23 protein-coding genes, 1 tRNA gene and 1 pseudogene are annotated in these 23,727 nt (G+C 42.9%); 18 read left to right on the top strand and 7 right to left on the bottom strand.

Annotation, left to right across the window (positions count from 1 at the left end; translation table 11 throughout):
• Positions 1 to 123: 123 nt before the first annotated feature.
• The 6 genes and pseudogenes from C1A47_RS02965 to C1A47_RS02940 all read left to right on the top strand — a co-directional run bounded on the left by C1A47_RS02965 (position 124) and on the right by C1A47_RS02940 (position 4,219).
• The gene (locus C1A47_RS02965; RefSeq protein WP_111892288.1) at positions 124 to 831 is read left to right on the top strand and encodes an MBL fold metallo-hydrolase; all 708 of its coding nucleotides are present in this window, start codon (positions 124 to 126) and stop codon (positions 829 to 831) included.
• 56 nt (positions 832 to 887) lie between these two features.
• A pseudogene (locus C1A47_RS02960) lies at positions 888 to 2,108 on the top strand (FAD/NAD(P)-binding oxidoreductase); the annotation flags it as partial.
• Between the two features lie 29 nt (positions 2,109 to 2,137).
• Positions 2,138 to 2,935, top strand: a complete 798-nt coding sequence (locus C1A47_RS02955; protein ID WP_111892284.1) for a sulfite exporter TauE/SafE family protein — start codon at positions 2,138 to 2,140, stop codon at positions 2,933 to 2,935.
• 15 nt (positions 2,936 to 2,950) lie between these two features.
• Positions 2,951 to 3,364 (top strand): YeeE/YedE family protein, encoded by a 414-nt coding sequence (locus C1A47_RS02950; RefSeq protein WP_111892282.1) that lies wholly within the window; start codon positions 2,951 to 2,953, stop codon positions 3,362 to 3,364.
• A gap of 1 nt (position 3,365) precedes the next feature.
• A complete protein-coding gene (locus C1A47_RS02945; protein WP_111892280.1) occupies positions 3,366 to 3,779 on the top strand; it encodes a DUF6691 family protein in 414 nt (137 codons plus the stop codon).
• Positions 3,780 to 3,985: 206 nt separating this feature from the next.
• Positions 3,986 to 4,219: a hypothetical protein gene (locus C1A47_RS02940; protein ID WP_111892278.1), complete on the top strand. Its 234-nt coding sequence runs from the start codon at positions 3,986 to 3,988 to the stop codon at positions 4,217 to 4,219.
• Positions 4,220 to 4,323: 104 nt separating this feature from the next.
• On the opposite strand, the gene C1A47_RS02935 is transcribed toward C1A47_RS02940, so the two are convergent.
• Together C1A47_RS02935 and C1A47_RS02930 are read right to left on the bottom strand one after the other, a co-directional pair.
• Positions 4,324 to 4,605, bottom strand: coding sequence for a DUF1330 domain-containing protein (locus C1A47_RS02935; protein ID WP_111892276.1), 282 nt, complete (start codon positions 4,603 to 4,605; stop codon positions 4,324 to 4,326).
• A gap of 9 nt (positions 4,606 to 4,614) precedes the next feature.
• Positions 4,615 to 5,289, bottom strand: a complete 675-nt coding sequence (locus C1A47_RS02930; protein ID WP_205669574.1) for a GntR family transcriptional regulator — start codon at positions 5,287 to 5,289, stop codon at positions 4,615 to 4,617.
• A gap of 151 nt (positions 5,290 to 5,440) precedes the next feature.
• On the opposite strand from C1A47_RS02930, the gene C1A47_RS02925 reads away from it, so the two are divergent.
• From C1A47_RS02925 to C1A47_RS02885, 9 genes are all read left to right on the top strand, one after another.
• Positions 5,441 to 6,040, top strand: a complete 600-nt coding sequence (locus tag C1A47_RS02925; protein ID WP_111892272.1) for an amino acid synthesis family protein — start codon at positions 5,441 to 5,443, stop codon at positions 6,038 to 6,040.
• Positions 6,012 to 6,800, top strand: coding sequence for an alpha/beta fold hydrolase (locus C1A47_RS02920; RefSeq protein ID WP_111892270.1), 789 nt, complete (start codon positions 6,012 to 6,014; stop codon positions 6,798 to 6,800). The genes C1A47_RS02925 and C1A47_RS02920 overlap by 29 nt, the downstream gene beginning before the upstream one ends.
• A 28-nt stretch (positions 6,801 to 6,828) precedes the next feature.
• On the top strand, positions 6,829 to 7,758 hold the full coding sequence (locus C1A47_RS02915) for a flavin reductase (protein WP_111892268.1): 930 nt from the start codon (positions 6,829 to 6,831) through the stop codon (positions 7,756 to 7,758).
• A gap of 3 nt (positions 7,759 to 7,761) precedes the next feature.
• Positions 7,762 to 8,844 (top strand): LLM class flavin-dependent oxidoreductase, encoded by a 1,083-nt coding sequence (locus tag C1A47_RS02910; RefSeq protein WP_111892266.1) that lies wholly within the window; start codon positions 7,762 to 7,764, stop codon positions 8,842 to 8,844.
• Complete coding sequence (tgnC, locus tag C1A47_RS02905; RefSeq protein ID WP_111892264.1) at positions 8,819 to 10,285, top strand: (Z)-2-((N-methylformamido)methylene)-5-hydroxybutyrolactone dehydrogenase; 1,467 nt, start codon at positions 8,819 to 8,821, stop codon at positions 10,283 to 10,285. Before C1A47_RS02910 ends, tgnC begins: the two co-directional genes overlap by 26 nt.
• A 344-nt stretch (positions 10,286 to 10,629) precedes the next feature.
• Complete coding sequence (locus C1A47_RS02900) at positions 10,630 to 12,036, top strand: purine-cytosine permease family protein (protein ID WP_111893059.1); 1,407 nt, start codon at positions 10,630 to 10,632, stop codon at positions 12,034 to 12,036.
• Positions 12,037 to 12,060: 24 nt separating this feature from the next.
• The gene (locus tag C1A47_RS02895; protein WP_111892262.1) at positions 12,061 to 13,233 is read left to right on the top strand and encodes a hypothetical protein; all 1,173 of its coding nucleotides are present in this window, start codon (positions 12,061 to 12,063) and stop codon (positions 13,231 to 13,233) included.
• 141 nt (positions 13,234 to 13,374) lie between these two features.
• Positions 13,375 to 14,826 carry an NAD-dependent succinate-semialdehyde dehydrogenase gene (locus tag C1A47_RS02890; protein WP_111892260.1) on the top strand — a complete coding sequence of 484 codons (1,452 nt, stop codon included), beginning with the start codon at positions 13,375 to 13,377 and terminating at the stop codon, positions 14,824 to 14,826.
• The gene (locus tag C1A47_RS02885; protein WP_111892258.1) at positions 14,827 to 15,207 is read left to right on the top strand and encodes a carboxymuconolactone decarboxylase family protein; all 381 of its coding nucleotides are present in this window, start codon (positions 14,827 to 14,829) and stop codon (positions 15,205 to 15,207) included. It begins immediately after the preceding gene.
• Between the two features lie 46 nt (positions 15,208 to 15,253).
• Here the strand turns inward: C1A47_RS02885 and C1A47_RS02880 are convergent.
• Positions 15,254 to 15,329 (bottom strand) — tRNA-Asn (locus C1A47_RS02880).
• A 235-nt stretch (positions 15,330 to 15,564) separates the two neighbouring features.
• Between C1A47_RS02880 and C1A47_RS02875 the strand changes: the two genes are divergently transcribed.
• Entirely contained in the window at positions 15,565 to 15,996 is a 432-nt protein-coding gene (locus C1A47_RS02875) for a hypothetical protein (protein WP_111892256.1), read from the top strand.
• A 120-nt stretch (positions 15,997 to 16,116) separates the two neighbouring features.
• Here the strand turns inward: C1A47_RS02875 and C1A47_RS02870 are convergent, their stop codons facing one another.
• Positions 16,117 to 17,349 carry a pyridoxal phosphate-dependent aminotransferase gene (locus tag C1A47_RS02870; protein WP_111892254.1) on the bottom strand — a complete coding sequence of 411 codons (1,233 nt, stop codon included), beginning with the start codon at positions 17,347 to 17,349 and terminating at the stop codon, positions 16,117 to 16,119.
• A gap of 210 nt (positions 17,350 to 17,559) precedes the next feature.
• Here C1A47_RS02870 and C1A47_RS17720 point away from each other — a divergent pair, with 210 nt between their 5' ends.
• Positions 17,560 to 17,724, top strand: coding sequence for a hypothetical protein (locus C1A47_RS17720; RefSeq protein ID WP_171294321.1), 165 nt, complete (start codon positions 17,560 to 17,562; stop codon positions 17,722 to 17,724).
• Between the two features lie 61 nt (positions 17,725 to 17,785).
• Here C1A47_RS17720 and C1A47_RS02865 read toward each other — a convergent pair whose 3' ends face one another.
• From C1A47_RS02865 to C1A47_RS02855, 3 genes are all read right to left on the bottom strand, one after another.
• Positions 17,786 to 19,174 (bottom strand): FAD-binding oxidoreductase, encoded by a 1,389-nt coding sequence (locus tag C1A47_RS02865; protein ID WP_111892252.1) that lies wholly within the window; start codon positions 19,172 to 19,174, stop codon positions 17,786 to 17,788.
• 127 nt (positions 19,175 to 19,301) lie between these two features.
• Complete coding sequence (locus C1A47_RS02860; protein WP_111892250.1) at positions 19,302 to 20,732, bottom strand: sensor domain-containing diguanylate cyclase; 1,431 nt, start codon at positions 20,730 to 20,732, stop codon at positions 19,302 to 19,304.
• A 47-nt stretch (positions 20,733 to 20,779) separates the two neighbouring features.
• Positions 20,780 to 21,562, bottom strand: coding sequence for a hypothetical protein (locus C1A47_RS02855; RefSeq protein WP_111893057.1), 783 nt, complete (start codon positions 21,560 to 21,562; stop codon positions 20,780 to 20,782).
• A gap of 131 nt (positions 21,563 to 21,693) precedes the next feature.
• Between C1A47_RS02855 and uvrB the strand changes: the two genes are divergently transcribed.
• On the top strand, positions 21,694 to 23,709 hold the full coding sequence (gene uvrB / locus C1A47_RS02850; RefSeq protein ID WP_111892248.1) for an excinuclease ABC subunit UvrB: 2,016 nt from the start codon (positions 21,694 to 21,696) through the stop codon (positions 23,707 to 23,709).
• The last annotated feature ends 18 nt before the right edge of the window (positions 23,710 to 23,727 follow it).

The following is a 23,727-nucleotide window of genomic DNA, read 5'->3' as shown; positions in this document are numbered from 1 at the left end:
CAATAATTTTTGGCTAAAGTATAATTTTATGTAAGATACTGAATAATAATATAATTATTTTTTATAAAAGTTGGCATCAAATTTGCGTTATTCAGTATAAGCACAACGAAATAGGACATAACTATGTTTTTTAAGCAATTATTCGAACCAGAAAGTTCTACCTATACCTACTTGTTGGCATGTGAACACACCAAGCAAGCCATTTTAATTGACCCTGTTGCATCAGAAATTGATGTCTACATGGACTTGCTTGAGCAGCATGATTTGAGCCTTGTGTACAGCTTAGATACTCACGTTCATGCAGACCATGTCACAGGTGCAAAACTTTTAAAAGAACGTGCTGGTTCTAAAGCAGTTTTGCATCGTAATTCAGGTGTGTCATGCGGTGATATTTTAGTGACCGATGGTTGTCTATTGCGTATCGGAGAAATTGAAGTTGAAGCCCGTTATACACCTGGACATACCAATGCATGTACCAGTTATGTGATTGATAACATGGTGTTTACGGGTGATGCACTGTTGATTGATGGTTGTGGTCGGACAGACTTCCAAGAAGGTAATTCTGGGACTTTATATGACAGCATTCATAATCAATTGTTTACTTTGCCTGCTGAAACTATTGTTTACCCTGGGCATGACTATAAAGGTCGTACTCAATCGACGATTGGTCATGAACGTGAATCCAATGCACGTTTGGGCAACAATCAAACCCGCGAAGGTTTCATTGAACTCATGAAAAATTTGGATTTGCCGTATCCAGCAAAAATTGATATTGCGCTCCCAGCCAATAAGGCTTGTGGAACAACAGTAAATGTCAACGCGAAAAAGTAAGAAGGAAAATGCCCATGAAACCACTACAACAATCTAATGCCGCGCACATTCTTAAGCATGAAGTTGTGATCGTCGGTGGGGGGTCGGCAGGGATTGCCGCAGCATCAAGTTTACTGGCACGTTCACCTTATCTGGATTTGGCGATTATTGACCCTGCGGATATGCATTATTACCAGCCAGGTTGGACAATGGTCGGTGGTGGCATTTTTAAGGTCGAATCAACAGGTCGCTCTATGGCAGATGTGATTCCTGTCGGTGCGAACTGGATTCAGCAAGCTGTGAGTAGTTTTGACCCCGACCATAATCAGTTAACGCTAAAAGATGGTCAGCAGGTTGAATATAAATCACTGATTGTTTGTCCAGGATTGGTATTGAATTGGGATGCCATTGAGGGGCTCAGCGAAACCCTTGGAAAAAATGGCGTAACCTCCAATTACCGTCTGGATTTGGCTCCGTATACATGGCAACTGGTACAACAGTTGAAGCACGGTAAAGCTGTATTTACTCAGCCACCAATGCCGATTAAGTGTGCAGGAGCACCACAAAAAGCCTTGTACTTGTCATCAGATTATTGGCTGAAAAACAATGTGCTGAATAATATTGAGGTCAGTTTCTACAATGCAGGTGCGGTTTTATTTGGCGTGAAAGAGTATGTGCCAGCATTGATGGAGTATATGCAACGTTATAAAGCGCATCTTAACTTTGAGCACAAGTTGGTTAAAGTGGATGGTGCAAGCAAAACTGCATGGTTTGAAGTTAAAAAAGATGGGGAGACCAAGCAGGTTTCAACCCAGTTCGATATGTTGCATGTGGTTCCACCACAACATGCGCCTGATTTCATTCGCCAAAGTACTTTTGCTGATGCAGCAGGATGGTTTGAGGTGAATCCTGAAACATTGCAACATCCACGTTATGCCAATGTATTTGGTTTGGGTGATGTGATCAATGCCAGTAATGCCAAAACGGCTGCTGCCGCACGTAAACAAGCACCGATTGTAGCGGTAAATGTCTTGATCCATCTGAACGGACGCAATGATTTCTGTCACTATGATGGCTATGGTTCATGCCCACTAACGGTTGAACGTGGAAAAATTGTGCTTGCCGAGTTTGGTTATGGCGGGAAATTGCTGCCTTCATTTCCACGTTGGCTGTGTGATGGTGAAAAACCGACCAAGCTGGCGTGGTTCTTAAAAGCACGCATGCTGCCAGAAATTTACTGGAAAGGAATGCTCAAAGGACGTGAATGGCTGGTGAAGCCAAAACGTAATGCAGCCTAACTAAATAGGCATCATGAGAGAAAATCGTCATGTGGATACTGGTTGTTGAAGGCCTTGCCATTGGTGGTCTATTGGGGCTGACTGGGGCAGGTGGTGGCATTTTGGCTGTACCTGCACTTATGGCATCTCAGGGGTGGACAGTTGCACAAGCTGCACCCGTTGGGTTGCTGGCTGTGACCTTTTCGGCATTTATTGGAACTTTGCAAGGTTTATTTAAAAAGATTGTCCGTTACCGTGCGGCGCTTTGGATTGCCTTGATCGGGATTCCGGCTTCACATTTTGGAATTTGGGCCAGTGTGCACACTTCACCGATGTGGCTCACGCTGTTATTCGCCTTGGTGATGTTTGTGGTTGCGTACCGGTTATTTAGCCATCCGCATGAAGATTTTCTGCATAATCCACCTTGTCGGATTAATCCTCAGACTGGAAAATTTCAGTGGGATATTCCAACTGCACTGATTTTAGGGGGTATCGGAATTCTGGCGGGTTTTTTGACAGGATTGCTTGGTGTTGGTGGTGGTTTTGTGATTGTCCCTGCATTGAAGAAAACCACGAACCTCGATTTGCATAGCATTGTGGCTACCTCTCTGATGATTATTTTCTTGGTGGGTGGTTTGAGCATTGGTTTGCATATGATGGAGGGTTTTGTTTATCCGGCTGCTGTGACTTTCGAATTTGCTGGTGCTTGCATACTTGGTTTATTGCTTGGTCGGCAGGTTGTCACTCGGATTTCAACGCATTATGTGCAGCGCATTTTTGCAATTACCGTCATACTGGTTGCATCATTGATGTTCATTAAATCACTTAAAGCTATTTTTGCCTTATAAGAGGAGTCTCACATCATGCATGAATATGCTTTGGCCTTTGTGGGTGGAATATTACTCGGGATCGCAACGATTACCTATTTGTATAGTACTGGGCGCATTGCAGGTGTCAGTGGACTGATTGCACAGATGCTTACCCCTAAAAACTGGTTCAGTACACCCGCATTCTGGTTTTTATTGGGCTTGGTGGGTATGCCATTTGTTTACCATCAGTTTATGGATTTACCTGTGCAGATTAAAGCATCGCCTTGGGTACTCATCGTGAGTGGTTTACTGGTCGGTGTAGGAACACGTTTAGGTTCTGGTTGTACCAGTGGACATGGGATCTGTGGTTTGAGCCGTTTGTCATCGCGTTCATTTGTTGCAGTAGGTTGTTTTATGGCTTGTGCATTTTTAACTGTCTTAGTGACACGTTATGTTTTGGGTGGCTAACATGAAAAATCTAATTGCATTTATTTGTGGTGGTGTATTTGCACTGGGCCTTATATTGTCGGGTATGTCAAACCCTGCGGTTGTTCAGTCATTTTTTGATGTGTTTGGCGACTGGAGTCCACGCCTGATGTTTGTGATGGGGGGGGCGGTTTTGGTGTCGTTCTATCCGTTTCAACGTGCCATGAAGCAAGAACATCCACAAACCTTTTTTCATGAACCGATTGATTTACCAAAAAGTAAACTGATTGACTCACGTTTAATTATGGGTTCAATTTTATTTGGTATTGGTTGGGGCTTGTCAGGTATTTGTCCTGCGCCAGGCTTAACCTTACTGGGTGTTGGGCATTGGGAAGCATTGTATTTTATTGTTCCGATGTTGCTCGGTATGTTTGCTTATAAGTTAACTCAAAAATAAAGGACTCTATTCATATAGCAAGGATGCTCATCTGATGGAGCCGATTGGGTTTATGTTGTGCATAAAATGCGCAATAATAATGCAAAAAATATTCTTATAAGGAATATTTTGAATTTATTAAATATAAAGTGAGATAAAATAATTAGTTAGAGTTTTGGCATATCCCTTGCATTTTAAATCATACAACCGGCAAAGGAGAACACGCCATGACTGAACAGAGCATGTTTAAAATAACAAATATTCGCCTGACCGATCCACGTACCTGTGAGCTATATATGCAAAATAATGATACGGCTTCGGTAAAAGGTTGGGTGATTCAGTGTAATGCTGCATTATCAAACCAGTTTCACGAGCATTTGAATCAGTTGTGCCAATCTGAAAATCCATTTATTGCTTTACTTCAGTTAAAGCAGTTCCATAAAGTCGAAGTACTGTGCTAATGCCTCATATAAAAAACGACAGCAAGAACTGGTCTTTGCTGTCGTTTTTGTTTCTTTGAAGAATACTGTATTTGATCTCAAGATGATCTGATCGTGCTTTAAACTTATCCAGCGACAATACTAATCATGACATCGGCACAATCTGCGCGTGCTGCACGTGCTTTTCGATATTCTTCCGAATCATAACAGGCTTGAGCAGTCGCCAAATCTGTAAACTCAATCACCACATGGCGCTCATAGGCTTGACCTTCAGGGCAAACAGCTTCGCCGCCACGTGCCAGAAATTTTGCGCCATACTTTTGAAATGCAGCAGGGGCAAGTTGCATATACTGCTGATATTGTTCTAAATCGTGAATCGTAACATGTGCAATCCAGTAAGCGGCCATGATGTTCTCCTAGTTGGATTCGGTAGCACTCAAAATTTCTTGTGCGATTGCAGCCGCATCGGCAATGTGTTCTGCTACGGCTTGTTTGGCTTTGTTCGGATCGTGGTCAACCAAAATCGCGTCACAAATTCGGCGGATGCGTTCATAGCCCGATACTTCACGATGTGGAGATTTAATGGTCATCGCGCGTAAGCGGCTAATACGTCCATTCAAGCGCTCGACCACTTCCCAAGCAATATAGTGTTCGGCAATAAAAAAGATTTGCTGATACAACTGGCTTGAAATCGATAAAACCTCCTGAATTTTGTTTTCATCTGAAGCGCTGTGCAGTTGTTGTAACAGTTTTTGTAAAACCGCGCTGCTCTCAGGGGTGAGTTTTTTAGTACAGTCTGCAACCGCACTTTGTTCAAGCAATAAACGGATTTCATAAATCTGTTTAGCCACCTCCCAGTCTAGGCTCGAAACAATCGGCCCTTTGTTCGGAATGATTTCCACCAGACCTTCAGCTTCTAGGTAGCGAATCGCTTCACGGACGACCGTACGACTGACACCTAATTCTTCACACAGCACACGCTCAACCAAGCGTTTTCCCGCAGGAAAATACCCTGTAATGATGGCATTACGCAGATTTGCCAATGCCATTTCACGCAGGGTAATTGGGGGTTGTTCAATTTTTAAGTTCAAGGCAAAGACCCTCTTCATCCATTGATGGAGTAATTTTTAGTTACATTTATGGTAGACCATTTTAGCAAAAAAATTGGCACATGAGTAGTCTGTACTATTGTATACCATAATATTGTGTTTTATATTCGAGTAAACAACAGGAGTAAATGCCGTGAGTCTGATTCGAAAAACCGTATTACATGTGGAAACCATTTATGTCGATGGTGCAAAGGAAGCTGCAAAACCACTCACTATGGTTGCTGCCGCAGCCGTGATTAAAAACCCGTGGGCAGGGCAAGGTTATGTGGAAAATTTAACCCCTGAAATTCGCCGTATTGCACCTGAACTTGGTAAGCATCTCACTCAAATGATTATTGACTATGTCGGTTCAGGTGAAGCGGTTGAGGCTTTTGGTAAAGGTGCAGTTGTTGGTTTGGATGGTGAGCTTGAACACGCATCAGCTTTAATTCACACCTTACATTTTGGTAACCATTACCGTGGTGCAGTCGGCGCAAAATCATATTTGGCATTTAACAACACTCGTGGGCCAGCCAATGCACCAATTTTAGTTCCAATGATGGATAAAAATGACGAAGGACGTCGTTCACATTATTTGACCTTACAGTTTGCCATTCCCGATGCACCTGCTTCAGATGAGCTGGTGATTGTGATTGGTGCTGCAACCGCAGGACGCCCGCATCACCGTATTGGTGATCGTTATAAAGATTTAGAAGAGTTAGGACATGATCTCAAAAACCCTGCAGCTGTCTAATCAACGCGTGCATTATTTAGAAGCAGGTCAGGGTGAACCCCTGATTCTGATTCATGGTGTGGGTATGCAAGCCAGTGCTTGGTATCCACAAATTGAATATTTTTCCAAGCATTATCATGTGATTGCTTTAGATATGCCAGGGCATGGGCAAAGTTCATGTTTGCCTGAGCAGGCGAGTCTACAAGATTTTGTGGATTGGACAATTGATGTGATTCAGGCTTTAGGGCTTGGTGCGGTGAATCTGGCAGGCCACTCTATGGGCTCGCTGATTACCGCAGGGGTTGCTGCGAGTGCACCGCAGCTTGTGAAACGTATTGCAGTTTTAAATGGAGTGTATAAACGGACTCCTGAAGCCAAGCAAGCGGTACAAGCGCGGGCTGCTGAATTGCGTCAAGGCGTGATTGATATTCAAACCCCATTGCAGCGTTGGTTTAGCAATACTGAAACAGATCAGTTTGCTTGTGCAAAAGTTAAAATGTGGCTCTCCGAGGTGAACCTGCAAGGTTATGCCACAGCGTATACCGCGTTTGCACATGGCGATGATATTTATGCTGATCGTTGGTCATCGATTCATTGTCCAGCATTGGTACTGACAGGTGAACAAGATTTAAATTCTACGGCTGAAATGACCTACCGTATGGCAGAGCAAGCGGAAAAAGGTCAAGCTGTAGTGATTCCAGATGAACGACACATGGTCAATTTGACCGCACCGAATTTAGTCAATCAGGCCATGCAGAACTGGTTACATACGCCAGCCTAGCCTGAACTGATGAAAAAGGAGAATAGACATGAGTGAAATGGGAAATACAAAAATCAGGGAATTACGAGATACCTTTGGTTCGTTCATGACGGGCGTAACCATTGTGACCACCAGCACGGAAGATGGATCACCACTGGGCTTTACGGCAAATTCCTTTTCATCGGTTTCATTAGATCCAGCGTTGCTGCTGGTGAGTATCGCGAAAACTTCAAGTAACTATGCGGCCTTTGCTGAAACGAAGCATTTTGCAGTCAATATTCTGGCTGAGTCGCAAAAAGATGTATCCAATACCTTTGCCCGTCCATCTCAAGACCGTTTTGCCAGCATTGTTTGGCGCATGAGTGCCAACCAGTCACCGATTTTAGATGAAGTCAGTGCATGGTTTGACTGTACGGTACATCAGGTGGTGGATGCAGGCGATCATGCCATTCTTATTGGCAAAATCGAAGATTTCGGTTCTACAGGTTATGCAGGATTAGGGTATTACCGCGGTGCATATTTCACACCTGCCAAATTGCCAACCGAGGTAATTTCAGGGCCTTCAGTTTTAATTAGTGCCTTGATTGCACATGAAAATAAAATTTTGCTGACACAAACAGCAGAAAAAACATGGACGATTCCAACCGTAGTGGTAGGGAAAGAAGGAGCAGATAAAGCATTGGTGCAAGTCTTTGCCCAGTACCAGCCAGAAGCATCGGCAAATTTTATCTACTCGGTGTATGAAGATGTGGTGAATCAACATCAATATATTTCGTTCTTGTGCAATGCGCCAAGTAGCGAGGCACTGCAAGGCACTTTTGTTGCATTACAAGACATCGACCAATTGCAGTTTGCCAATCCTGCTTTAAAAAGCATGCTTGAGCGCTACCGTAAAGAAAACCAATTGGGGTCATATGGGGTGTATTACGGCAACGAATGCACAGGAACAGTTCGACAAATGCAGAAAGATGGAGTTTAAGTCATGCGGTTTTCATTATTTATTCATATGGAACGAGTGTCCGACCAGCAGACACAAAAACAGCTTTACGAAGAAATGGTTGAGCTATGTCAAATTGCCGATCGTGGTGGAATGTCGGCGATCTGGACGGGTGAACACCATGCCATGAATTTTACCATCGCACCAAATCCATTTTTAAACTTGGTGGACTTGGCCAATAAAACCAAACATGTACGTTTAGGTACAGGGACAGTGGTTGCGCCGTTCTGGCATCCGATCAAACTGGCAGGTGAAGCAGCCATGACCGATATTATGACCAATGGTCGTCTGGATATCGGGATTGCCCGTGGTGCGTATTCTTTTGAATATGAACGTATGGTGCCAGGTATGGATGCATGGGGTGCAGGGCAGCGTTTACGTGAAATGATTCCAGCAGTGAAAGCATTGTGGAAAGGCGATTACGAACATAGTGGTGAGTTTTGGCAGTTCCCGAAAACCACGTCTGCACCACAACCCTTACAACAGCCACATCCGCCAATCTGGGTGGCTGCGCGTGATCCAAACAGCCATGAATTTGCAGTACAAAATGGCTGCAATGTGCAAGTCACACCACTGCATTTGGGTGATGAAGAAGTGGAAAAACTCATGGGGCACTTTAAAGCTGCATGTCAAAAATACCCACAAACACGCCGCCCACAAATCATGTTACTGCGCCATACCTATGTGGCAGACAGTGAAGCCGATGCCGAATTGGCAGCCGATGAAGTCAATACCTTCTACAACTACTTTGGCGCATGGTTCAAAAATGAACGTGAAATTCAGCAAGGTCTGATTGCACCACTCAGTGCTGAGGAAATTGCAGCACATCCATTTTATACCCCAGAAGCCATGCGTCAAAACAATGTGATTGGGCAGGCAGATGAAGTCATTGAACGTCTGAAAGCCTATGAAGCCATGGGTTATGACGAATATTCCTTCTGGATTGATACAGGCATGAGTTTTGAACGTAAGAAAGCTTCGCTTGAACGCATGATCAATGAAGTGATGCCAGCGTTTGAAGAAGCACAAATGGATGTTCGTAATGCAAAAATTTCAGCTGTATATTGATGGTCAATTTGAGGATGGTGCTGCCGAATTTTACAGTATCAACCCTGCAACAGGACAAGCTTGGGCAAAAATGCCTGAAGCACGCCGTGAACAGGTCAATCGGGCAGTCAAAGCCGCACACCGTGCCTTTAGTGATGCCCGTTGGGCAGGGCTAACCGCATCACAGCGTGGCAAGTTACTGTATAAGCTGGCAGATTTACTGGAGCAAGCGGCTCCGAAACTGGCAGAGCTGGAAACCACCGATACTGGGAAAATTATCCGTGAAACCTCCAGTCAGATCGCTTATGTGGCTGAATACTATCGCTATTATGCAGGTTTGGCGGATAAGCTTGAAGGTAGTTATATTCCAGTCGATAAGCCTGACATGCAAACATGGTTGATTCGCGAACCTGTGGGTGTGATTGCGGCAATTGTACCGTGGAACAGCCAACTGTTTTTGTCCGCAGTCAAACTTGGGCCTGCACTTGCCGCAGGTTGTACCGTGGTTTTAAAAGCTTCGGAAGAGGCACCTGCACCGTTACTCGAATTTGCCAAACTGATTGATCAGGCAGGGTTCCCGCAAGGTGTGGTCAATGTCATTACAGGTTTTGGTGCAGAGTGTGGTGCTGTCCTCAGTGGGCATCCACTGGTTGCGCATGTGGCATTTACAGGCGGTCCAGAAACAGCCAAGCATATTGTCAGTAACACAGCACAAAACCTTGCCAAAGTGTCTTTGGAACTGGGTGGGAAATCACCGTTTATTGTCTTTGCCGATGCGGATTTGGACAGTGCGGTCAATGCACAGGTCGCAGCAATTTTTGCTGCCACAGGGCAAAGTTGTGTCGCGGGTTCACGTTTGTTGATTGATGCCAGCATTAAAGATGAGTTTGTCCAACGTCTTGCAACACGGGTGCAAAGCATCAAGATTGGTTTGCCCAATGAAATGCAGACCGAATATGGACCACTGTGCACGCTCAAGCAACGTGACAAAATCCAGCAAGTGGTCGATCAGTCAGTTGCACAAGGCGCAACATTGGTGACAGGTGGTCAGGTCTGTGAGGGCGCAGGCTATTACTATCCACCTACGATTCTGGATTGTAGTTTTGTTGCCGATGCTGCAAGTTTGACCACGGAGCTGTTTGGTCCAGTCCTGTCTGTAGATAGCTTTAGCTCGGAGCAAGAAGCCATTCAAAAAGCCAACAGCACCCCTTATGGTTTGGCGGCAGGGGTGTTTACCACCAACCTGACTCGCGCACATCGAATGACCAAAGCGATTCGTTCAGGCATTGTCTGGCTCAACACCTATCGGGCAGTCTCCCCACTTGCTCCATTTGGTGGATACGGCTTGTCAGGGCATGGGCGTGAAGGTGGTTTAAGTGCGGTCTATGACTACACCACCACCAAAACCGTTTGGCTCAGAACGTCAGATGAGCCAATTGCTGACCCATTTGTGATGCGTTAGCAATGTTTAGTTAAATTAATAAATTATTTGAAAATTCAAGTAATTTAAACAGCATGGATGTCAGTAAAGAAAAAGGATTTTCTTTTCGCTATCTTAATCAAAGAAAGATGGCTTAAAATTATTTTGCTTTTAAAAACAAAATAATAATAAATCCTCATCGACTGAAATCCATACATTTTCGACCCAGAAAAGGAATGAAATTGTCTCTGCTCGACACTCAAGTAATTTTTATTTTTGATTAATAATTGGTCTAAAAATTGCTTAATCTTTGGGAATAAAAAATTCCCTGCATGAATGCAAGGATGTGTCAAGTCGGTCAATTATCTTGAAGAGAGATCATGGATATGAGTCAAAATGCAACACCAACTAAATCTTTTGCCATAGAAAGCAATAGCATTGACTACGTCGATGCGTCACAGCGAAACGGTAAAGTTCGCGATCTGTTCACCCTATGGTTCTGTACCAATATTGCACCATTAGCTGTCATTACAGGTGCGATGGCTGTGCAAACCTTCCATTTAAATATCCTTGGTGCGTTCACCGCGATTGTTCTCGGACATTTTTTTGGTGCTTCTGTGCTTGCCTTAACCTCTGCACAAGGTCCACAGGTGGGTATTCCTCAAATGATTCAAAGCCGTGCCCAGTTTGGACGTTATGGTGCATTGCTGGTGGTGATTTTTACCACGCTGATTTATCTCGGTTTCTTTGTTTCAAACATCATTTTGTCAGGGAAAACCCTGCATACAGTTGTACCGAGTATTCCTGTTCCGACAGCGACTATGATTGGTGCAGTTACTGCGACTCTAATTGGGATTGTGGGTTATCACTTTATTCACAAGTTCAACAAAATCGGTACGTGGATTATGGGTGGGGCGCTCATGCTTGGCTTTGGGTTGATGATTCCACATATCAACGCTGAATTGTTGGCGCGTGGTTCATTTAACCTAAAAGGCTGGTTTGCAATGTTCTGTGTCTGTGCCATTTGGCAAATCAGTTTCTCACCGTATACCTCAGACTATTCGCGTTATTTACCGAAAGAAATCGGGATTTTCAAACCGTTTTTAACCACCTATTTGGGCGCAGCACTTGGGACAGTCTTTGCATTCTGTTTTGGTATGCTCGCCGTCAGCATTATGCAGGTCGATGATGCGATGCTTGCCGTAAAAAGCGTGACAGGTGGTTTTGGTTCAGTGCTGATGATTCTATTTCTATGCAACATCATTGGGCATAACGCGCTAAATCTGTACGGTGCATCATTATCCTTCATTACTGCATTTCAAACTTTTGCAGGGCGCTGGATGCCAAGTGCCATGACCCGTGTGGTGATTTCAGTGCTGGTGTTGATTTGTGCAACAGGCATTGCATTGTGGGCATCGAGCGGTTTCGTCTCTTACTTCCTGAATTTCATTTTCGCGTTGCTGTTCATTATGGTGCCTTGGGCAGTCATCAATCTCATGGACTTTTATCTCATCAATAAACAGTCCTATGACATTGATTCAATCTTTGCTCATGATGGCGGTATCTATGGCAAGTTCAATGGTAAAGCATTAGGAACCTATTTCATCGGGATTTTAGTTCAAGTCCCATTTTTGACCAATTCATTCTTTACAGGTCCTTGGGCAAATGTGATTCCAGATGTCGATATTTCATGGATTGTCGGTATCTTGGTGACATTCGTGGTGTATTTCGTACTAAATCCAGCAAAGTCAGCACAAAAGGTTCGTCTGGCTCAGTCTAAAAGCTTTAATTGATCGGGAACATTGGGGGAAAGCAACATGAAAAATGCATATTATCGTTTTGGCCTAAGCTTGCTCACGAGCAGTATGGCACTACCGACTTTTGCAGGCGTCACTTTTGGCGATGCTCAGGATGACTGGGGTGCATTGACCATTTCAGGTTATGTTCGTGCCAAATATCAGGACAAGAATTATGGTGAAGCGGCCAGTGACCAAAAAATTCAGTTTGATGCAGCACAGTTGAAACTGGATTATCAGGCTAAAAATGTCTTTGGACATGCTGAATACCGTTGCTACCAGTATGATACTTTGTGTGATTTTTCAACGCTGGTCGATGCTTATGTCGGTTATCGTTTTGATCCGCAGCAAAATATTACAGTGGGTGTACAGCCGATTCCATTTGGCCCAGGCCGTTTTTGGGAAAGTACCTTATATGGCGGTATTAACAACACCATGGGGTTAGAAGATGCGCATGATCTAGGTGTGAACTATCACCATGAAATTGACAAAACCAAAGTTGACTTGGCTTACTTTGCAACGGATGGCGGTAACTATGTTGGTACCAGTCGTGATTCAGCACGCTATACCGCAAACTTTGTCAAAACCAGTGACAGCACACAATCTACATTGAGTGAAAAAAACATGTGGGTGGGGCGTGTCTCACAAGATCTGGATTTTGCCAGTGTTCCTGCACTAAAAACGACCTTGGGTGGTTCATATTGGTACTCTGATATTAACAACAAAACCACAGGTGGTGATGGAAAACGTCACGCATGGGCATTGTTTGGAAAATTTGGCTATAACAACTGGGCATTGACGCTGACAGGTGGAAAAACATCGGTATCCAATAAAGATGCATTGCATCCTGATTATTCGGTCATGGGTTCATATGATGGTGAATACTATGTCGCGAACAAGGGTACGTTCTATACTGCCGATTTGAGCTATGTATTTAAAAATATAGCAGATAAAGGCATCAATATTACCCCATATGTGACTTACTCAACCTTCAAAAAAGATAACTCGACAGACAAAGATTCAACCCGTAACTTTGTGGGGGTGAGTATGGACTATAAAAAAGTCTCTTTGGTGGCTGAGTATATTATGAGTAAAAATGATCCGTTCATTGGCGGAACAACCACGTCATTGGCACAAGGGGATGACAACAAATGGAACAAATTGCTGAATCTAACCTTGTTCTATTATTTCTAAACCGAAATGTCATGATGAGCAGCAGTGCTCAAAAATTTTTGTCAAAAATAATGGTATACCATAGTATGTGAATATGGTGTTCTAAATTGGGTGGTCAAGATCTACTTGACTGCCCATTGCAAATGAAACAACGAGGATGTGATGAATTTAAAAACAATGCCGCTCTTTCATGAAAAAGCCTATGTTGCAGGGCAATGGTGCGATGCAGATGATGCCGAAGTCACCACAATTTACAACCCTGCGACACAGCAAATTGTAGGGACTGTCCCTAATATGGGCAAGGCAGAAGCGCAACGTGCGATTGATGCTGCCGAAGCTGCATGGAGTGCATGGAAAGGTAAAACCGCCAAAGACCGATCAAGCATCCTCAAGCAGTGGTTTGCACTGATGGTGCAACATGCCGATGAACTGGCCTACATTTTGACTTCTGAACAAGGGAAACCGTTGGCAGAAGCCAAAGGTGAAATTCTGTATGCAGCCAGTTTTATTGAATGGTTTGCTGAAGAAGCCAAACGAATTTATGGAGATACGATTCCAAGTCCGTATAACGATGCTCGGATTGTTGTGACCAAACAGCCAATTGGTGTGGTGGCTGCGATTACTCCGTGGAATTTCCCTGCGGCAATGATTACCCGAAAAGTCGCGCCAGCACTTGCCGCAGGTTGTCCATGCATTGTGAAACCTGCACCAGAAACGCCATTTACTGCACTGGCATTGGTCGATTTGGCAATGCAGGCAGGTGTGCCTGAAGGTATATTCAGTGTCATTACAGGCGATGCTGTTCAGATTGGCGAAGCGATTTTTAGTAGTGATGTAGTACGCAAATTCAGTTTTACAGGTTCAACGCCTGTCGGTAAGTTGTTGTTACAACAGTCTGCGGCAACCTTGAAAAAAGTTTCTCTCGAACTCGGTGGTAATGCGCCGTTTATTGTATTTAATGATGCGGATCTGGATGCTGCCATTGATGGGGCAATGATTGCCAAGTTCCGTAATGCGGGACAAACCTGTGTTTGCGTGAATCGCTTTTTGGTGCAGTCAGGCATTTATGATGACTTTATCAAAGCCTTTAAAGCCAAAATCGAAAGCCTCAATATTGGCAATGGGCTAGAAGCAGGGCGCGACTTTGGGCCATTGATTAATGCACAAGCCGTGAAGAAAGTGCAAAGTCATATTACCGATGCCTTAGCAAAACAGGGTGAACTGATTACAGGTGGTCAGCCACATGAAGCAGGTGAGTTATTTTTCCAGCCGACGCTGATTGCCAATGCCCATACTGACATGTTGGTGGCAACGCAGGAAACCTTTGGCCCATTGGCGGCAGTCTTTGCTTTTGAAACCGAAGCAGAAGCCGTAAAAATGGCAAATGATACTGAATATGGTTTGGCAGCGTATTGCTACACCCAAGATTTGGGACGTGCTTGGCGTATGAGCGAGCAACTGGAATACGGCATGGTCGGCATCAATAAAGGCTTGATTTCCAATGAAGTTGCACCCTTTGGTGGAATTAAACATTCAGGGCTAGGGCGTGAAGGCTCGAAATATGGTATTGAAGATTATCTGGAAATTAAATATACCCTGTTTGGAGGCATATAAATGAGCAATGAAAAGTTTGAAAAAGGCTTGGCGATTCGTAAACAAGTGTTGGGTGAAGACTACGTCAACCGTTCTTTGAAAAATGCAGATGAGTTTAGCTTGCCCTTGCAAGAGTTAGTGACAGAATATTGCTGGGGAGCTGTCTGGGGGCGTGAAGAACTCAGCAAACCTGAACGTAGTCTCATTAACTTGGCAATGATTTCGGCATTGAATCGCCCACATGAACTGAAGTTGCATGTCAAAGGTGCGCTGCGTAATGGTGTGCCTAAAGAAAAGATTCGTGAAGTGTTGTTGCAAGTGGCAATTTACTGTGGCGTGCCTGCTGCTGTGGACAGTTTTCGCATTGCCAAAGAAGCGATTGCTGAGTTTGAAACAGAATAACAGACATAAAAAAGCCCGCTTTTGTGCTGCGGGCTTTTTTGAATTTTGGCTCTCCAACCTGGGCTCGAACCAGGGACCTGCGGATTAACAGTCCGTCGCTCTACCGACTGAGCTATTGGAGAATCTGCAGGCGATTATAATGTGATTTTGATCAGGGTCAAGTGAAAATCATAGAAGAATTTACAGATGTTTTATATTTGAACAAATGGTCGAGTGTTATCTAAAAAAATTATTTTTTTCTGAATTTTTTTGCTAAATTAAAAAACAAATAGGTCGTTTAAAGTTTTTCAAAATTTTAAACAGTGTGGATTTAACCCCAACTTGCCAGCACACAAATGGCTAAATCGGAGGCGTAATATGCCAATTCTTCGCATTCAAGATATCTTTGCAAACTTCCAATTTTACAAAGAAAATTATCTTTCGATTTTAAAAAACCCTCAAAGTTATTATCAGCCTGTCACAGATGCCTGTATTCACTTTGCCATTTTGAGCGAACAAAAAGTCTATTTAGGTGATTTGCTACAATTATGGTTTGGTGACAAATGGACAGAGCATCAAGAACAACAGTTACAACAAGGTGAAGCCAATTTTTGGCAACCTGTTCAGCAAGGTCATCAAAGTAATGATATTTTTATCTTTGCGATTCAGGGGCAGGGTGTTGGTAAACATGCGAAAGCGTTGGCTTGGTCACAGCATGATGCGCAAGTGCGTGAAATCTATTTAGATCGTGTATTGCCTTATTACTTTAATTTCATTGCTTTAGAGCGCCCAAAACACAGTGCTGCTTAAAAAATTTGTTTTATTCTTTCACTTTTTTAAAAGTTATGAGTTGATCAATATTTTTTAAATATCGAAATCATAAAAAAACCCATCATTAAACTGATGGGTTTTTTGTATCAGCGTAAAGGATTACGCTTTTTTGTCAGCTTCGATTGAAGCAATTGCAGCGTCTACGCCTTCAATTGAATCAGCTGCTTTTTTGATACGTGCAAGTGCATCAACAAGCACTTCGTCAGCAGTCGCATAAGAAATACGCATGAAACCGCCAAGACCGAAAGCATCACCTGGAACAACAGCAACACCCGTTTCTTCCAATAACCATTCAGAGAATTCTGTGCAAGATTTTAAACCTTTCGCACGAATCAATGGACGGATGTTTGCATAAGCATAGAATGCACCATCAGCTGGTAGGCAAGAAATACCGTTGATTGCATTTAAGCCGTTAACCACTAAGTCATGACGACGTTTGAATGCTTCAATCATTGGTTCAAGAACGTCTTGAGGACCGTTCAATGCAGCTTCAGCAGCAACTTGCGAAATTGAAGTTGGGTTTGAAGTTGATTGAGATTGGATTTTTTTCATCGCACCGATGATTTTTGCAGGACCCGCTGCATAGCCGATACGCCAGCCAGTCATTGCATAAGCTTTAGACACACCGTTCAATACGATTACGCGGTCGTAAAGGTCTGGAGCAACAGTTGCGATGTTGTAGAATTCATCTTCCCAACGGATTGGTTCGTACATGTCGTCAGATGCAACAAATACTTGTGGGTGACGACGTAATACTTCAGCCAAAGCTTCAAGCTCAGCTTTCGTGTAGATCATGCCTGTCGGGTTAGAAGGGCTGTTCAATACCACTAAACGTGTATTTTCAGTGATCGCAGCTTCTAATTGTTCAGGGGTAATTTTGAAACGTTGTTCTTCACCACATTTCACAATCACAGGTGTACCTTCAGCGATAATCACCATGTCTGGATAGCTTACCCAGAATGGCGCAGGAATAATCACTTCATCACCTTTGTTTAACAAAGCAAGTGCCAAGTTAAAGAATGATTGTTTACCACCACAAGAAACCAAGATTTGGTTTGCTTGGTAGTCAAGGTTGTTGTCGCGTTTAAGCTTAGCAATAATTGCTTTTTTTAAGCCTGGCGTACCATCAACAGCAGTGTATTTTGTAAAGCCATTGTTAATAGCTTGAATAGCTGCATCTTTGATGTGTTGCGGGGTATCGAAATCAGGTTCACCTGCACCCAAACCAATTACGTTCTTACCAGCAGCTTTTAATTCTGCAGCTTTATTTGTTACGGCAAGCGTAGGAGACGGTTTGATAGCGTTTACACGATCTGACAGACGTACGTCCACTGCGATATTCCTTCTTTAGTGGGATTAAAAAATAAAAGCATCCTATCTTAACGTAAAAAATCGAACATGCTAGGTACAAATTGCCCAAAATGAGAAAAAATCATAGGAAATGTAAATTATGCAAGTCATTGCTGGTGATTGTGCAATATGGACTCGTCAAGGTGCACAAAAAAGCTTAAAATATGGAAAATTTCGAGTTTTGTTTGTTGTATGAGTCAAAATAAACCGCAAGTCCAATTGCCTTTCCCATTGCCAACGCAGCAGGAGAAAGAGGGTGATATGGCACACAATAGTGTTCGACCAAAGCCTCAGCCTTATGCTGATAAAACTTGGCCACCACCACGTGGTACGCGCCGTTCTATGGGTAAACGTTAACTTCCCCCCGTATTCAATATAAAAAAGCACGTCTGGTGACGTGCTTTTTTATCCCTTGGGTTTATTTAAAAATTTTATGTGGATTTAAAATCATATTGGGATCAAACAGTTGTTTAAGTTGTTGCATCATATCGAGTGTATTGGCATCTACCGAATAGTGCAGATAATCCCGTTTGAGTAAGCCAATGCCATGTTCGGCAGAAATACAGCCTTTAAAGTCGCGCACCACACCATAGACAATTTCATCAATTGCGTGAATGACAGATTCGAGTTGATCTTCTGGTAGGCTTTTTAAATCTAAAATGATGTGCATATTGCTGTCACCAATGTGCCCAAAGAACAGACTCACCAGATTTGGAAAATGCTGGTCTAAACGTGCCTGACAGACTTCTTTAAATTCACCCAATTCGCCAATGGGTAAGCTCACATCAAAACACAGTGGTCGACCTGTACTGGAGATTTCAGCAGGAACCGTTTCCCGAATGAGCCAGAGTTGTTGTGCTTGCGCCTGATTTTGTGCAATCACAGCATCTAAAACTTCACCTGTTTCAAATAACTCAGCTAACAAGTTTTCTAGATCTTCAGCAGGGGCTTCGACATCAAATACTGCATAGACAGGATAGGCCTGACTCAGTGGGTTCTGGCTGTTTTGCATCCATGACAGACTGAGTTGATAGTATTTATCCCACATCACCTCAAAAGCATTGGGGGTAATTAAATTTTTCTGTATGCGACGGAGTAAATGAACTGCCGATAAAAAATCAGGAAATGCACATAGACAAGTTGTTAATGCACTTGGTGCTGGCGATAATTTGAGAACTGCACGTGTGACAATGCCTAAAGTTCCTTCAGATCCAATAAAACTCTGTTTTAAGTCGTATGCAGCATTATTCTTAATCATTTTATTCATGAGGTTAAGCACGCGACCATCAGCCAGTACGACTTCCATCCCCAGTACATGTTCACGCATCATGCCATAACGAATCACCGAAAGTCCGCCTGCATTCGTCGCAATATTTCCACCAATTTGGCAAGAACCCCGTCCACCAACATCGACAGGAAAAAACAAGCCTGCTTGTTTTGCTGCATTTTGCACTTCTTCAAGCGTAATGCCAGCTTGCACAGTCATGGTTGATGAATATTGATCAACTTCTTCAATTTTATTCATTTTATCAAGCGCAATCACGATTTCATCGGTATTGGCAATACCTGCACCCGCAACGCCTGTCATGCCGCCTTGAGGAACAACAGCTTGTTTGAGTTCGTTGCAAATCGAAAGAATCTGACTGACTTGTTCAGTATTTTTAGGAAAGAGCACGGCATAAGGTTGAATGCGCTTGTAGTTGCTCCAGTCGGTATAGTGGCGAATATTAATTGCTTCGCCCATGGCAATTTGCTGCTCAGTCAAAAATACTCGACAACGCTCAACCACTTGCTGTTGGGTGCTCATTTGCTTTCCTTTTTTATGATGATGAAGACAATGCCGTTAGTGTAATCCTATCGAGTTCTTAAGGGGAAATTTAGCCGATAAAAAGCCAGCAATTCTGCTGGCTGTATTTATTATGAGACTATTTAAATTAAACAATCTCTGCATAATAATTTTTCTTCTTGATATACATTTCATTGTCAGCACGTTTCAGCAGGGATTCGATACTTTCATTTGGTTGGCTTGTAGCATGACCAATCGAAATGCTAATCGGCTGACTTGAGTAATATTGGTTGTCGATATTAAACAGTTCCTGAATGGTTTGTAGGGTTGAAAGTGTGGCGACTTCATCAGCGGAAGGCATCAGAATCACAAACTCATCTCCACCGACACGAGAAGCTGTATAAGGCGTGTTTAAAATCACTTGGTTCAGTACAGCCCCAACACGACGCAACAAGCCATCACCAATATCATGACCCAATTCATCATTGATTTGTTTTAAGCCGTTCATATCTAGGAAAATACAAGATACAGGACGAATAAAACTACGTTCCAAACGGTTGATTTCTTCTGTGTAAAAAGATCGGTTATACAGTTTGGTTAAGACATCATGTTTGCCGAGATATTCTAGATAATTTTCAGCCTTTTTACGTGCGGTAATGTCAGTCAATGCAACCTGTACCAGTCCCCAGTCATGTTCATAACCAGGGAAAACCGTAAATTGCAGTAAAACATTTCGAATTGAACCATCAAGCGCGTAATTCACAGCTTCACGCTGATGATGAATATTGCCTTTCCAGAGTTCGATGAGCTGTTCACGAAAGGTATTGTGCATTTCCTGCATAAAGACTTTATTTAGATTTTTAAATAAAGTCGGTTTATCTGGTGCTTTAAACAAGGTTAACGTCGCTTGGTTGACATCGAGTAAGATAATGTCTTCGGTGCATTGTTGGATGAAATCAGGATGAACATCCAAAAAAGTTCGGAAGTCTTCAATACCCAATTGACGAAGTTGATCTAGGCGGCGTTTAATTCGACTGAAATCTTCAACCCACAATGAAGCAGGTGAATAGGTAAACATCGATTCAGCTAAAATACGGTTTTTGGCTTCAAGGCGTTGAGCATCCTGATAAGCCGTAATATTTTCTGTGGTAATCAGAACCCGAGCTAAGTCCTGTTCAAAACCAGGAAGCACAGAGGCACGTAGTTGCACATCGAGGCGTTTCCCTGACAAAGTGTAATTCACACCTGTGCTCGAAAATTCGGTTTTGCCTTCCCATAAGGCTGCCAGTTCAAAAATATGCGTACCAAGCATATCTGCCTTAAAAATTTTGGAAAGGTTGTCGCAAAGATGGTTTTGATCTTCGGCTTCAAAGACGTCTAAAGTCTTTTGATTAACCTTGATAATTTTGATTTTGTGAGTTGAGGCAATAACACGCTGCATGTCTTCTTGTAAAAAACTGACAAGATCTTCAACGCCATCGGCACGCCATTGATCAAATTGCTGTTTGACTTCACTAAAATCTTCAAGCCACATGGGAATAGGTGCTAAATCAAAAATTGAAGAATCAAAATGTGGCATGTGAGAGACCTACCCCAAAAATGGATTAAAAGTGGTAATGGGTTGAATTAATGATGGCGTTTAATGGGATGTTTAATTTCAATTTCGGCATTCCAGACACGAATAAAATCTTGTTCGTTGAAATCGTAAAGTTCCATCAAGGCAAGAATAACCCCACCATAAATATAGCTTTCATCGGAATGAACAGGTAAGTGAAAAACCTTGCCATTAATTTGTTTTAGAATGTCTTCAATTTCATATTCACGACTGCGCCCATACTGGTCTTCAGGGTACAGTTTTTGTTCCAGTACTTTAAGTGCGATTTGGCGTTGTTCTTTGTTTAGTGTGGTTTCTTTAAGTGCTTCAGCGTAGTCTTCAGCCAAAATCACTTCAGGACTAAAAATGCTATGTAGTAATTTACTGGTCAGATTTGGAAATAAACGCGTTGCATTCTTTTCGACATAAGGACGGAACGATTCAGGGAAAATGACGTTACAAGAAATTCCCTGAAATAATGGTGCAACTTCAGATACTTGATAGCCAGCGATACCACAGCCCAGCGCCGTAATAAAATACTTTGTATTTGGATGATTTTGCGTATAGATTTTAAAATCTTCAATATAATGCGCAATTTGAGAAATCGGCATTTGTTGTAAATGTTCATTAAGCGTTGGAATGGCAAAGCTCTGACCTGACCAACCGCGTCCGACACCTGTCATTGCACCAAAAAACAATTGTGCAATGCGTGCAGCGCCTTCGTTGTGCAGTCCAGCGAGGTCACTCCCAAACACAAACATCGTGTCTTCAGGTAAACTTTTAATTATGCTTTCATCATGATACTGATAGGTCATCGTCGTTGTGTTTTTTGCCATGATCTTGTTTGCAATGTTGCAATTGATTGGCAAAGCGGTCAAGTAAAAAATACTTGAATAATCTGTGTTCAGTCCAATTTATCTAAATAAATGAAAAATGAGAGAAGCCAGTGAGTCATCAGCCTTTTGATTTGGTCACCCAATATTCCCCAGCAGGCGATCAGCCACAAGCGATTGAAAAACTGGTCACGGGCGTTGAAAAAGGGCTTAAGCATCAGTTATTGCTTGGTGTGACAGGCTCAGGGAAAACCTACACCATGGCCAATGTAATTGCTCAATTACAGCGACCAACCATTGTCATGGCGCACAATAAAACCCTTGCAGCTCAGCTTTATGGTGAATTTAAAGCATTTTTCCCAAACAATGCAGTTGAGTATTTTGTCAGTTACTACGATTACTATCAGCCAGAAGCCTATGTGCCATCTTCAGATACTTTTATCGAAAAAGATGCGGCAATTAACGACCATATTGATCAGATGCGTCTGTCGGCAACCCGAGCGTTATTAGAACGCCGTGATGCGATTATTGTGGCTTCGGTGTCGGCAATTTACGGTTTGGGTGATCCCAATGCCTATATGCAAATGTTGCTGCATGTGGTGGAAGGCGATGTGATCCATCGCGATGAAATTATCCGTCGTCTGGTGGAAATGCAATACAGTCGCAACGAACTGGAGTTTGTGCGAGGAACGTATCGCATTCGTGGCGAGATTATTGATATTTTTCCTGCGGAATCTGATCAGCAAGCTATTCGTATTGAATTGTTTGATGATGAAGTGGATTCAATTCGCTGGTTTGATCCTTTAACAGGAAAAATGCTGCGTAAAGTGCCACGCGTGACGATTTATCCAAAAAGTCATTATGTGACACCACAAGACAATCTACAGCGAGCAATCGGTACCATCAAAACTGAACTCAAGCAGCAAATTGAGTTTTTTAAAAGTAATGACAAATTGCTCGAAGCACAGCGGATTGAACAGCGCACGCGCTATGATCTGGAAATGATGCAGCAACTGGGCTATACCAACGGTATTGAAAACTACTCGCGGCATCTGTCTGGTCGCCCGTCTGGGGAAGCACCACCCACTTTATTTGATTATATTCCTGAAGACGCATTGCTGTTGATTGATGAATCGCATGTGACCGTACCGCAAATCGGTGCGATGTATAAAGGTGACCGTTCACGTAAAGAAAACCTAGTCAATTATGGTTTTCGCTTACCAAGTGCTTTAGATAACCGTCCAATGAAATTTGAGGAATGGGAACGCATTGTTCCCGCCACGATTTTTGTGACTGCAACGCCAGCACAATATGAACTTGAGCATTCAGAACAAGTGGTTGAGCAGGTGGTACGACCTACGGGTTTGATTGACCCTGAAATTGAAATCAGACCCGTATTGACGCAGGTCGATGATGTTCTCTCAGAAATTAATATCCGTAAGCAACTCAATGAGCGTGTTTTAGTCACGACATTGACCAAACGTATGGCGGAAGATCTGACCTCATATTTAAAGGAATATGGCATTAAGGTTGCGTATTTGCATTCGGATATTGACACCGTTGAACGGGTCAAGATTATCCATGAACTACGGACAGGTGTGCATGATGTTTTGGTCGGAATTAACCTGTTGCGTGAAGGCTTAGATATGCCAGAAGTGTCACTGGTCGCAATTTTAGATGCCGATAAAGAAGGCTTTTTACGTTCTGAGCGCTCACTGATTCAAACCATTGGTCGGGCAGCACGTCATCTAAAAGGCAAAGCGATTTTATATGCCGATCGAGTGACGGATTCTATGCAAAAAGCAATTGATGAAACAGATCGCCGTCGTAATAAGCAAATTGAGTTTAACCAGCAACATGGAATTACACCACGCAGTGCGGTGCGTCAAATTATCAAGGAAATTGATACAGGAGAAATCATTGCAGATGAACCTGCTGAGCAACAGTATCAACAGCTACAAAACTTGAGTGCAGATGAGCAGCATTTAATTGCAGATCCAAAATTGTTGACCAAGCATTTAACGAAACTTGAAAAAGAAATGTTAAAAGCCTCGAAAGAATTGCAGTTTGAACAGGCTGCAAGGTTACGTGATGAAATTATCCGTTTAAAAGCACATTTAATCATGTAAGTGATTTACAGAATTCTT

This window comes from Acinetobacter sp. MB5 (assembly GCF_003261585.1).
Classification (GTDB): Bacteria; Pseudomonadota; Gammaproteobacteria; order Pseudomonadales; family Moraxellaceae; genus Acinetobacter.
Note: the sequence above shows the minus strand (reverse complement) of the source record. Positions and strands in the feature narration are given on the sequence as shown.